Here is a 12,502-nt window from a genome sequence, read left to right as displayed (position 1 = left end):
AAGAATGCTAATTTATGAGTTTACTAAGCATGCTGAAACACCTGTTTAATAATTCGCCCAACAATTCAATATTATCGGGAGTGAGAAATTCCAGATCCAGCATAACTTCAGCCGCCGCATCAATTTCTACAACAGAACCTCTTGCTATTTCATAGAAACGATTTCTTTCTACTTTAGATTTTCTGGAGGAACCTTCAGCCAGATTTAATTTCACTGATAATGCTGCTCTTCTAACTTGTGAAACCAAGTTGAATTTTTCCGAATCAGGCAAGAGCATTGTTAACCTATACTTCTTTAATTAATTGCCCTGCAGTTTTGTAAAGAACAAGTTGCTTGTGCTTTAAGCCAAGTAGCATAAATTTTTATAAATATACAGTTTTGGCTTCACGTCTCACGCTTCACATTTCACGACTTGTTAAACCACTTTCCTGTAATTAAGACGAACAGAATTTGCTGCCAGCACAACGTCGCTAAAGCCCATCGCTAAAGCAGCAACACCGGGTTGTAACAAACCTAAAATAGCAACCGGGATGGCAACTATATTATAAATAAATGCCCAAAATAAATTTTCTTTAATAGTGCCGAATGTGTGTTTTCCTAATCCTAATGCCAATGGTAAATTCTGAATGCCTTTGTTCATCAAAACTACCTGCGCAGTTTGTACAGCTACTTGGGTAGCTTCACTCATAGAAATACCAATAGTAGCTTTTGCCAAAGCAGGTGCATCATTAATGCCATCACCCACCATTGCTGTCGAACCTTCTTTATTCAATTGCTCGATGATCTTTAATTTTTCTTCAGGAGATCTCTCTGCAAAAATATTTTCAATACCTAAGGCAGCAGCAACTTTTTTACAGGCGCTTTCATTATCTCCACTTAATAAATATGTTTTTATTTTTTTTGAATGAAGATAGCTAACCACTTCTTTTGCCTCTGTTCTTATTTCATCTTCTACATCAAACCAGCCGATCTGTTCATCATTTTTTAATAAGTAAGAAGTATGTTTAGTATCACCAATAACGTTTGCTACTTTATGAGAACCCAATAGATAGCTATTGCCTTCTTTATCTTCTGCTTTAATACCAACACCTTTTACTTCTTCTACATTTTTCCAGTTGATAATATTATTTGTTTTCCATTCGTTTGCTACTGCTTTAGCAATAGGGTGATTGGAATATTTTTCTAAAGAAAAAACCACTCTTTTAAATTCATCTTCCTTTAAAACAGAAGTTTCGAAGCCGGAAATTTTTAGTTCACCTTTCGTTAGTGTTCCTGTTTTGTCAAATACTACCATGCTTATGTTTTTAAACAGCTCTAAGCTTTTAGCATTACGAAATAATATACCGTTGCGTGCTGCTCTTCCCAAGCCTACTGCAATAGCTGCCGGTGTTGCCAATCCCATTGCACAAGGACAAGATATAACGAGTACGGCTATACTACGCATCAACGAATGCGATACATCTACATGCAGAATAAAATAATTCAACACAAATGCGGCTATTGAAATGCCTATAACCAAAGGCACAAACACAGCGCTTATCTTATCCGCCAATTGTTGCATGGGAGGTTTTTCATGCTGCGCTTGTTTTACCAGGTTTAAAATATTACTTAGCACGGTATCCTTTCCAACGGCAGTTACCTGCGCTTTAACAGTACCTTCAATAATAATGCTGCCACCGATCAACGGATCTTTAATTCCTTTTTGTACAGGCTTGTTTTCGCCGGTTAACAGCGCTTCGTTAGCATGTACACTTCCCCATAAAATTTTACAATCAGTAGGTACCTGCTCGCCATTTTTAATTAAGATAAGATCACCAACATGCAACTGTGTATTCTCTACAGGAAAAATTAATTCTTTATGGTCGCCATCAAAAGCGATCATGTTTGCCATTACTTTTTGCTGACCGGCTAATTTGTTTAATTCCTTTTGTGTTATTTGTAAAGATTTATGTTCGATCCATTCTCCTAAAAAAACCAAAGTGATAATAGTAGCAGTTGTTTCGTAAAAGAAATAATCCATGCCCCAATTAGCAACAGTTCCGATAAAACTATATACAAATGCCGCCAAAGCGCCCATTGCAATTAACACATTCATATTGGGAACACCTTTACTTAAGCTACGATAAGCGCTTGTTCCGAAATAGCTCATTCCTAAAAGGAATACCGGTAAGCATATGAGCATTTGTATCCAGCCGTTCATTAAAAAATGAATATGCCATGGAAGCATGTGCAAGAGCAACACTGCTGTAAACGGTAAGCAAAAAAGAAACCGTTGAAAATGATTTTTAAAAAATGATCTTTTGTTTTCAACAGCTGCTTCGTGATGATGTGCTACGTGGTAGCCCAGATCTTCTATTCCGTTCTTTATTTTATCCGTGGAGGTTTTGTCATCCAGGTCAAAACTTACATCGCCGCCAATAAAGTTTACGGTAACGTTTTGTAACCCTTCTTTCTTCAAATATTTTGAAATGGTAATGGCACAATTATTACAATCCATTCCTTCCACCTTCCATTCTATTTTTTTTGTTTGAACCATGATCTTTTTATGATTTGTATGATTACCTGCTTTTATAAAAAACTAAAACATCGGCCATGTTGCCGGGATCAATCTTAAACTAATTCATTAATTGAATGAGAGTACGTTCTACAGGCATCTATTATATTACAATTATTATTGCTGTTTTGTTTGTGTATTAATCGGTTACAGCCAAAGTTCGTACATTTTACAAAAGCAGCGAACAAATGCCCAAAGCCATATTTCTCGCTACGATTTTCACCTCAAAATTTGTAATCCACATTCCTCAAATTCATTTTACTTTTCACCCTTCAACCCTTACCTTTGCGCAAAATTTAAAAATACCTATAAATATGGCTAATACAGGTAAAATCAAATCGATCATTGGTGCGGTGGTGGATGTTCAGTTCAGCAGCGATGGACAACTTCCTGATATTTATAATTCATTGGAAATTATAAAAGAGAACGGCGATAAGCTGGTATTGGAAGTGCAACAGCATTTGGGAGAAGATACAGTGCGTACTATTGCGATGGACGGAACTGAAGGTTTAGTTCGTGGATTAAAGGTAATTGATACCGGGAAAGCTATTGCAATGCCAACCGGCGAAGCTATTAAAGGTCGTTTATTTAATGTAACCGGCGATGCAATTGACGGTTTACCACAAGTAAGCAAAGAAAATGGTCGCCCAATACATGCAACTCCTCCTTTGTTTGAAAATTTAAGTACTGCTACAGAGGTTTTATTTACCGGGATTAAAGTTATCGATTTGATCGAGCCTTATGCAAAAGGTGGTAAGATCGGATTGTTTGGTGGTGCCGGTGTTGGTAAAACAGTATTGATCCAGGAATTGATCAACAATATTGCGAAAGCGTATAGCGGTTTATCAGTGTTTGCAGGTGTGGGTGAACGTACACGTGAAGGGAACGATTTGATGCGTGAAATGATCGAAGCAGGCATTATGAACTACGGCGACAAATTCAAACATAGCATGGAAGAAGGTGGATGGGATCTGAGCGCTGTGGATGTAAAAGGCTTGGAAGAAAGTAAAGCAACTTTCGTGTTCGGACAAATGAACGAACCTCCAGGAGCCCGTGCTCGTGTGGCATTGAGCGGATTGACAATTGCAGAATATTTCCGTGATGGAGATGGTACAGGACAAGGTAAAGACATTCTTTTCTTCGTAGATAATATCTTCCGTTTTACACAGGCAGGTTCTGAGGTGTCGGCATTGTTAGGTCGTATGCCTTCTGCGGTGGGTTACCAACCAACATTGGCAACAGAAATGGGATTGATGCAGGAACGTATCACTTCTACTAAAAACGGTTCTATCACATCAGTACAAGCGGTATATGTACCTGCAGATGATTTGACCGATCCGGCTCCGGCAACTACGTTTGCGCATTTGGATGCTACAACGGTATTGAGTCGTAAGATTGCAGATCTTGGTATCTATCCTGCGGTTGATCCGTTGGATTCTACTTCAAGAATTTTGACTCCTATTATCGTTGGAGAACAACATTATAATACTGCCAATAGAGTTAAATTGATCTTGCAACGCTATAAAGAATTGCAGGATATCATTGCTATTCTTGGTTTGGATGAATTAAGCGATGAAGATAAATTAACAGTTAGCCGTGCCCGTAAGGTACAACGTTTCTTATCACAGCCTTTCTTTGTGGCAGAACAATTTACCGGTTTAAAAGGTGTATTGGTACCGATTGAAGATACGATCCGTGGTTTTAACTCTATCATGGATGGTGAAGTGGATGAATATCCTGAAGCAGCCTTCAACCTGGTAGGTACTTTGGAAGATGCAATAGAAAAAGGTAAAAAATTAATGGCGCAGGCACAAGCTTAATTATGACTTTAGAAATATTAACTCCGGAACGTAAATTATTCAGTGGCGATGTATACGGCGTACAATTGCCGGGCATTGACGGGTTGTTTGAAGTATTGGACAAACATGCTCCGCTGGTAAGTGCTTTAAAAACCGGAACATTAAAAATATTGAAAGATAAACATTCAACTGTTTCTTATTCTATTCAAAGTGGTTTTGCTGAGGTATTGAATAATAAAACTACCGTATTAGTAGAAGGGGCAAACGAAGCGTAGATAAATATTTTTTAAAGAAAAGCCTGCACATTGCGCAGGCTTTTTTATTAATCAATAGGTTGTGGCCACCAATAATCTTCACGAAATTGTTTTTGCAGAAAGGCTATGAAATTAAATACTTTCCAACATTCGGGATGCGTCTCATCGGCACCAAAAATATAGTAATGTATTCTCCGGAAACTATTTTTTGTAGCAAATTCAATTACATAAGATTCTCCCAATACGCCGCCATTATGAGGGTGGTTTTTAATTGAATCCTGGGTAGGTAGTTGCATAATTCCGGATCTATTTAAAGAATCATAAAAAACCTTCCACCCGGAAACAGGAAATAATTGCCTGCTTTGAAAGCTGACTTTTTCATATGATATAGTCCCGTCGGGAGCTATGCTGCTACCATCATTCAATAATTGAACACATTTTTTAGTGTAGTAAACCCAGGCAGAGTAAACAGAATCGTTACCAATTTTGATATCGATCATTCGGGCATCATAACTAAGATGTTGATATGGCCAAATACGGATCTCCAATGAGTCGTTTATACCATTATCTATATCCGTAAGATTAAAAAGTCTATTTTGGTTATTATCAATTTTTTCAACAGGATACTTAATGAACTTTTTTTTACAAAGCGTTTCTTTGTTTTGTTTGTATTTACATGCGGAAAGAAATACAGAACTCAATAAAATACAATAGCATAAGTTCCTTATCATGAATTAATTATTTTTCAATTGCAGGCAACTCCATGCAAAAAAAGGTAATAATAAAACACTTATACACCAAACGCCACCAACGATCCAATAAACCAACAAACCAATTAACACTAAGTAAAATGGATAAGAGAAAAATAAAAGAAAAACTAAAAAGGAATCATAATGATCCGGATGTGTAGCTTTACCTTTATTATAAGCAATTTTTTTTATCGGAAAATATAAAGGAGCATGAGCAATAAATCCTAACAAAGCCGGAATTGCCAATATGATCTTCTTTAATAAAGATACTTTATAAGAAAAATATTTTTTTATACTTGCTTTGTCTGTAGTACTTATTTCTATAACGGCTGGTTGTAATTCGGTTTGAAGTATAGTATTAAAAGAAGCAATGCTTTTGCCATGGGAGTTGTCTGTATCAATATCTTTTTCAGTAATAATATTACCAAAATCCAGCTCAATAATTTTTCCGAAAGTAGTAAACGAATTATAATTGATACCAGTTGGCAAAACCTTTAATGGGATACCAGCTTCCCAGCATTGCAAAGCCAATCTTGCTGTTCCTTTTTTTAACGGTCGCAAATGCCATTCATTACTACAACTGCCTTCACTGAAAATAAGCACAATACCGTTATGTTGAAAGATCTTCTCGCAGGCATTGAATGTGCTGTAGTTTCGATGTAGGTTTTCGGCACCTTCGCTGATTCTATATACAGGTAAAATATTTACAGAGGTCAATAGTTTGGTATAAAACGAATTGACAAAAACATCTCCTCTTGCCAACGAATAAATAGGTTGTTCAAAAAGAGTAGCTAAAATAACTGCATCTAAAAATGAGTTGGAGTGGTTGGCGGCGATCAATAATGGTCCTTTATATCGCAAAACTTCTTTTTTATTTATCACAAGCTGTTTGCAATAAATACGAAAAGCAATTCTTGCCGGAATTTTCAATAAACGATAAAGTACCAATTGGGATAAAGCTGTTTATATATTTTAATTCAATTGCGGATCGATCGGAAAGTTTATCATCATCTCATAATCACCACCTAAATGTTTCAGGCTGTCTTTCCATACTTCGTCAGGATTTTCATGAAAGATAAGTCTTCGTGTTGCCGTTGTCGTTAGCCAGGTTTTTTCTTTCATCTCATCGTCTAACTGTCCGTTACTCCAGCCGCTGTAGCCAATAAAAAAACGTATCTTGTTCAAGTCGATCGCTTTGTTTCTGATAAGAGAAGAAAGAATATCGAAATCACCGCCCCAAAAAACGCCTTTCATCACTTCACTGCCACCGGGTATTTCTTCGGGGTATTGATGCAAAAAATGTAAAGTATCCATTTGTACCGGGCCTCCGTAATATACCGGAATGGTAAATCCATCAAAATCAGCCAGTAATTCGTCCAATGTCTGGTCAACCAATTTATTCAGCACAAAGCCAAAAGTGCCTTCTGTCTGGTGTTCGCACAGAAATACCACCGTGCGCATAAAGTTGGGGTCTTTTAAGAACGGATCAGCTATCAATAATATGCCTGCTGCAGGTTGAATCATATTTCTAAAATAATCGTTTATTTTTTTCTGAACTAATATTACAGCTTATTTTTTTGTGTGATATGGAGAACTTCTAAACCTTAGTTAAATTTATATCGCAATTGTTTTATCTTAGGCACTTAAAATAGAACGAGGTTATTTTTGCAGAATGAAAAAAATTTTCCCCATCATAACAGTTTTGATATTGCTTTCGTTGTTGGGGCTCATTTTTTTTCAGGTATTATGGATACGTGGCTCCTTAAGATCGGAAGAGCAAAAGTTTGATGAACATTTAATAATGGCTACCTATCATGCGTCGGAAGACCTGATGGAAGAAAGCAAAGGCTTATATCCTATCGAACGTAAGGTTAATCCGCTTTTTGGTACCGACAAGCTGCAATCCGAGTTTTTTCGGCCCACAGTTGTACAGCGATTTAATAAAGATGAGATACAACAAATAGTTCGCAAAGCTTTTGATAAAGAAAATCTTCATAAAGTTCCCTTCGAGTTTGCAGTCAGCTCTTTGTCCATTACAGGTACAGAACTGGTATCGGATAATTTTTTTAAGCTTTATACCGATACTGTAAACAATAAAGTGCAGATAGCTCCTTTAGAATATCAATCAGATAATTTATCAGAAAATGCAGAGCCACAGGAAGTACTGATGGTAATCGTGCCTCATGTTAAAAGCTTTATATTAAAGTCAATGACATGGCTTATTGTAGTGTCTGTGCTATTTACACTTATCATCATTGCTACTTTCTTTATTACAATAAGGGCATTATTAAAGCAAAAGAAGTTAAGTGAAATAAAGTCTGATTTTATTAATAATATGACGCATGAATTTAAAACACCGCTGGCCACTATTTCCCTGGCGGTAGATGCATTGCGTAATGAAAAGGTAGAGCAGGACAGGAATAAAATGCACTACTTTATGGAAGTGATCAAAGAGGAAAACAGGCGCATGAACAAGCAGGTGGAGACTATTTTGCAGGCAGCATTATTGGATAAGCAGGAAGTTCAACTCAATTTAAAAAAATTACATGCGCATACAATGATTGAAAGCGCTATTAATAATATTTCGTTACAGGTTGCAGAAAAACAAGGTAAACTGGGAATTCATTTCGATGCAGAGAATGACTGGATAATGGCAGATGAAGTGCATTTTACCAATATGATCAACAATCTCCTGGACAATGCCGTTAAATATTCAAAAGAAGAACTCAATATAGAACTTACCACTAAAAATTTAGGCACAGAATTTTGCGTTATCATTTCTGATAATGGAATTGGTATGAGCAAAGAAACATTGCATCATATTTTCGAAAAATTTTATCGGGCACATACCGGTAATGTGCACAATGTTAAAGGCTTTGGGTTAGGACTGAGTTATGTAAAAACGATCATTGATGCCCATAATGGAACCATCAAAACCGAAAGTACTTTGGGTAAAGGAAGCATTTTTACACTCCTGCTTCCTTTGGCAGAATCTGTGAATAATCCACAGTAATCCACCACAATCCACATTTAATCTACATTTCATTCACAGAAGATTTGCTTAAAATCTTTCTGAATCTAATTCTATAGCACTTTTTAGGCTGTGGATAAAGAATTTTTGACTTTTTTTGTAGGAAAAGTGGGAAAAAGTGTTATTTTGTGTGAAATATTTATCTTTTTAGAAACAAAACTCTGTAAATGATTGGTTTTCTTGGAGAATACGAGGTTACGCTGGATGCTAAGGGGCGCTTTTTGCTGCCTGTTGGCTTCAAAAAACAGCTACCCGAAAATGCTTCAAGCCAATTTGTGATAAACCGGGGAATGGAAAAATGCCTCAGTTTATACCCAATCCAGAGTTGGGAGCCTATATTTTCCGACATCAGCAAGTTGAATGATTTTGACCCAAAAGTAAGAGAGTTTCGCCGTTCTTTTTTGAACGGAGCTACTCAATTAGAGTTGGATTCTGCCGGAAGATTGCTGATTCCTAAAAACCTGGCGGAATACGCCGGTTTGGAAAAAGACATCGTGTTGGTTTCAGCGGTAAATAAAATTGAAATCTGGGATACAAGTAAGTATAAACAGTTCTTTGAATCTTTTTCACCGGAAGACTTTAGTAAGCTGGCAAATGAAGTGATGAATAAAGCGAATACTAATTAATCTTAATCGATTAATGGAAAGCAATTATCACATACCGGTTTTACTAAAGGAAGCCATAGAAAGTTTAAACATTAAACCTGATGGTGTTTATGTTGATTGCACGTTTGGCGGCGGCGGACATAGCCGGGCCATATTACAACAATTAAACGAACAGGGTAAGCTTATCGGTTTTGACCAGGATAAGGATGCTGAAAGAAATTTGCCGAAAGATGAACGAATCATTTTTGTTCCGCAAAACTTTCGCCACCTGCAGCGCTTTTTGCGCTTGCATAAAATAACTAAGGTGGATGGAATATTAGCGGACCTGGGTGTTTCAAGTCACCAGTTTGATGCAGCGGAAAGAGGTTTTTCTATTCGTTTTAATGCCAGCTTAGATATGCGTATGAATCAGCAGCAGCAAATAACGGCAGCGGACATCCTAAAAAACTCTACTGAACAGCAATTGCATAAGATGTTTGAACAATATGGCGAAGTAACCAATTCAAAAACACTGGCTAAAACAATTGTTGAACAAAGGCGCCTGACTGCTTTTCAAACAATTGATGAATTTAAGCAAGCAGTTAGTTCAGCGGTGAAAGGGAATCCCCAAAAGTATTTTGCCCAGGTATTCCAGGCACTGCGTATTGAAGTAAATGACGAACTGGGAGTTTTGAAAGAATTACTGCAACAAATACCTGCAACATTAAAGCCCGGCGGCAGGGTCGCCATTATCACATTCCATTCACTGGAAGACAGGATAGTTAAGAATTTTTTTCGTAGCGGAACATTTTCCGAAACGGAGGTGGATGAAGTGTATGGTACCAAAACAGAAAGCCCGTTTAAGATCATTACAAAAAAACCGGTGGTGCCAACAGCAGAAGAAATTAAAAATAACTCAAGAGCAAGAAGTGCTAAACTAAGAGTTGCTGAGCAACTATAAATATAAATGAACAAAGAGGAAACAATACAAGGAGCGAATCAATCATCACAAAAGATTGATTGGAAAAAATGGTTAAACTCCCAATGGGTAGTAAAGAACATTCCTTTCTTCTTTTTTCTGGCAATACTGGCTGTTCTATATATCTATAATGGGCATTATTCTGATAAGCTGGCAAGAAATATTGCAACAACGGAAAAACATATTAAGGAATTGGAGTACGATTATAAAACAGTAAAGAGCGAAGTAATATTCAGAAGCAAGGCAAGTGAATTGGAAAGAGTGGTTGAGCCGCTGGGATTAAAAGGAATGACACGCCCTCCCGTAACATTGAAAACAGATTCAGCTTCAGAAACCAATAACAATTAATACTGCTACCTATGAAAATTGATTTACCAATAACATATACGGTTATACGAAAATTTGTATTCTGTCCGCAGAATAAAAAATGGAAATAAAGAAAGACATATTGTGGCGTGTTTATCTCTGTTTTATAGGGATAATAATACTGGGAACGGTAGTAGTGGGCAAGGCTTTCTATATTCAGCGGGTGCAGGGAAAATATTTTAAAGGCATGGGAGATAGCATGCATTTAAAATACATGGCTGTGGATGCAGAAAGAGGAACTATTTATAGCGAAGACGGGAATATGCTTAGCACATCTGTTCCCATATTTGATATCTATATTGATTTTTTAGCAGACGGATTAAGAGAGAAAGAAGGTAAACGATTTAAAGAAAATGTAGATTCCTTAAGTATATGCTTGGCAAATTTATTCCAGGATAAAACAGCCAATGAATACAAAAAAGAATTGCAATTGGCTTATAAGAATGAAGACAGGTATTATGCATTAAAGAAAAAAATATCATTCGACCAATATCAACAGCTAAGAGATTTTCCTCTGGTGAGATTAGGAAAAAATAAAAGCGGTTTTATTATCGACCCTCGTGATAAAAGAATTAATCCTTACATATTATTAGCAAACAGAACAGTTGGCTTATCAAGATTGAACAGCTCAAAAAATGTTGGACTGGAACAAAGCTATGACAGCTTTTTACGAGGCACTACCGGTGAGCGTTTGATGCGTTATGTAGCGGGTTCGTATATGCCTGTTGAAGGCGCAGAGCTGGAACCTGAAAATGGTAAAGATATTATTACAACATTAGATACTTACATGCAGGACGTGGCAGAAAATGCATTGATGAGAATGGTGGCAGGCAACAATTCCTTGCATGGTACAGCTATTATAATGGAAACAGCAACAGGTAAAATAAAAGCCATTGCTAACCTGGGCAAACAACCGGATGGAACTTATACGGAAGATCTGAACTACGGGATCGGAAAGCGTACAGAGCCAGGTTCGATCTTTAAAGCAGTTACGTTAATGAGTTTGCTGGAAGATAAATATGTAGATATAAATACAAAGGTGGATTGCGAAGGAGGTGTAAAATATTTTCACGGCTTGCGTATTGCAGATTCACATTTGGGTACAGGAGTGATAACGGTTCAGGATGCGTTTGCACGCAGTAGCAATGTGGCTTTTGCAAAACTCGCTGATCAGTATTATCATGATCAACCCGCCAAGTTCATTGAACATATACACCGTTTAAGGTTAGATACATTGACCGGTGTAGATATTACTGCATCTTCCGGCTTTCCGATAGTAAAGAAAGCAAACAGCAAAACGTGGAGTGGTACAACAATTCCGTTTATGGCACATGGATATGAAGTGCTGGAGACGCCGTTGAATATGTTAATGGTGTACAATGCCATTGCTAATAATGGAAAGATGATGAAGCCTTATCTCGTGAATTCAATTCGTGAATACGGCATCGATGTGAAAACATTTCAACCGGAAGTAGTAGTAGAAAAAATATGCAGCGATGAAACATTGGCACAATTAAAAGCTTGTATGATCGCAGTAGTGGATAGTGCTCATGGTACAGCGCATAAGATTTACGACAGCTTATACTCTATTGCAGGCAAAACAGGAACAGCAGTAACAGCTTTGAATAACAAAGGATATAACAAAGGGAATAAAATTTACCAGGCATCATTCATTGGCTTCTTTCCTGCAGAAAAACCTCTGTACACGATAGCTGTAGTAATTCAAAATAGTAATGAATCAAAATTGATCTATGGTGCAGATGTATCGGGAACAGTCTTTAAAGAAATAAGCGATCGGATTTATTCACGTTTTGTTGGTACAGGTAAATATATAGCGCCTTCAAAGGCTGATACAAGTAATTATAATTATTACGGTTTAAAGAACGAATTGAATTCGATCTACAGCGATTTGAAAATGCCGTTTATGGATTCTGCAGTAGGTGGTTACTGGCGCACGGCAAATATGAAAAGTAATTCAACGGTATTAAATACGCCCGTATATTTTTCTAATTCTACTCCTATTACGCCAAACGTAATTGGTATGGGTTTAAAAGATGCAGTGTATTTATTGGAGAATAAAGGGTTTAAAGTAACGATTTCGGGTAAGGGAAAAGTTGTGAACCAATTACCCATAGCCGGAACAGCATTTAAAAAAGGTCAACCGATTGCATTAGTATTAAACTAAC

Annotated in this window: 12 protein-coding genes; 7 read left to right on the top strand and 5 right to left on the bottom strand. The window is 37.0% G+C overall.

Annotated elements, in window-relative coordinates; all coding sequences use genetic code 11:
- Positions 1-7: 7 nt before the first annotated feature.
- Both K9M53_RS13810 and K9M53_RS13805 read right to left on the bottom strand, forming a co-directional pair.
- Complete coding sequence (locus K9M53_RS13810; RefSeq protein WP_255580630.1) at positions 8-247, bottom strand: four helix bundle protein; 240 nt, start codon at positions 245-247, stop codon at positions 8-10.
- Positions 248-415: 168 nt separating this feature from the next.
- Entirely contained in the window at positions 416-2,536 is a 2,121-nt protein-coding gene (locus tag K9M53_RS13805) for a heavy metal translocating P-type ATPase (RefSeq protein ID WP_224015909.1), read from the bottom strand.
- A 332-nt stretch (positions 2,537-2,868) separates the two neighbouring features.
- On the opposite strand from K9M53_RS13805, the gene atpD reads away from it, so the two are divergent.
- Together atpD and atpC are read left to right on the top strand one after the other, a co-directional pair.
- Complete coding sequence (gene atpD, locus K9M53_RS13800) at positions 2,869-4,374, top strand: F0F1 ATP synthase subunit beta (protein WP_224015905.1); 1,506 nt, start codon at positions 2,869-2,871, stop codon at positions 4,372-4,374.
- A 2-nt stretch (positions 4,375-4,376) separates the two neighbouring features.
- A complete protein-coding gene (gene atpC, locus K9M53_RS13795) occupies positions 4,377-4,628 on the top strand; it encodes an ATP synthase F1 subunit epsilon (RefSeq protein ID WP_224015904.1) in 252 nt (83 codons plus the stop codon).
- 47 nt (positions 4,629-4,675) lie between these two features.
- On the opposite strand, the gene K9M53_RS13790 is transcribed toward atpC, so the two are convergent.
- The 3 genes from K9M53_RS13790 to K9M53_RS13780 form a co-directional block, all read right to left on the bottom strand.
- A complete protein-coding gene (locus K9M53_RS13790) occupies positions 4,676-5,338 on the bottom strand; it encodes a hypothetical protein (protein ID WP_224015903.1) in 663 nt (220 codons plus the stop codon).
- Between the two features lie 3 nt (positions 5,339-5,341).
- Positions 5,342-6,238 (bottom strand): 1-acyl-sn-glycerol-3-phosphate acyltransferase, encoded by an 897-nt coding sequence (locus tag K9M53_RS13785; protein ID WP_224015901.1) that lies wholly within the window; start codon positions 6,236-6,238, stop codon positions 5,342-5,344.
- Between the two features lie 90 nt (positions 6,239-6,328).
- Positions 6,329-6,880 carry a YqgE/AlgH family protein gene (locus K9M53_RS13780; RefSeq protein WP_224015899.1) on the bottom strand — a complete coding sequence of 184 codons (552 nt, stop codon included), beginning with the start codon at positions 6,878-6,880 and terminating at the stop codon, positions 6,329-6,331.
- 148 nt (positions 6,881-7,028) lie between these two features.
- On the opposite strand from K9M53_RS13780, the gene K9M53_RS13775 reads away from it, so the two are divergent.
- The 5 genes from K9M53_RS13775 (at position 7,029) to K9M53_RS13755 (ending at position 12,501) form a co-directional block, all read left to right on the top strand.
- Entirely contained in the window at positions 7,029-8,369 is a 1,341-nt protein-coding gene (locus K9M53_RS13775; RefSeq protein ID WP_224015897.1) for a sensor histidine kinase, read from the top strand.
- A gap of 185 nt (positions 8,370-8,554) precedes the next feature.
- Complete coding sequence (gene mraZ, locus K9M53_RS13770) at positions 8,555-9,013, top strand: division/cell wall cluster transcriptional repressor MraZ (RefSeq protein WP_224015895.1); 459 nt, start codon at positions 8,555-8,557, stop codon at positions 9,011-9,013.
- A 13-nt stretch (positions 9,014-9,026) separates the two neighbouring features.
- Positions 9,027-9,932 carry a 16S rRNA (cytosine(1402)-N(4))-methyltransferase RsmH gene (gene rsmH, locus K9M53_RS13765; RefSeq protein WP_224015894.1) on the top strand — a complete coding sequence of 302 codons (906 nt, stop codon included), beginning with the start codon at positions 9,027-9,029 and terminating at the stop codon, positions 9,930-9,932.
- A gap of 6 nt (positions 9,933-9,938) precedes the next feature.
- Positions 9,939-10,298: an FtsL-like putative cell division protein gene (locus K9M53_RS13760; RefSeq protein WP_224015893.1), complete on the top strand. Its 360-nt coding sequence runs from the start codon at positions 9,939-9,941 to the stop codon at positions 10,296-10,298.
- A gap of 79 nt (positions 10,299-10,377) precedes the next feature.
- Positions 10,378-12,501: a penicillin-binding protein gene (locus tag K9M53_RS13755; protein ID WP_224015891.1), complete on the top strand. Its 2,124-nt coding sequence runs from the start codon at positions 10,378-10,380 to the stop codon at positions 12,499-12,501.
- The last annotated feature ends 1 nt before the right edge of the window (position 12,502 follow it).

The organism is Ferruginibacter albus, from assembly GCF_020042285.1.
Taxonomy (GTDB): domain Bacteria; phylum Bacteroidota; class Bacteroidia; order Chitinophagales; family Chitinophagaceae; genus Ferruginibacter; species Ferruginibacter albus.
Note: the sequence above shows the minus strand (reverse complement) of the source record. Positions and strands in the feature narration are given on the sequence as shown.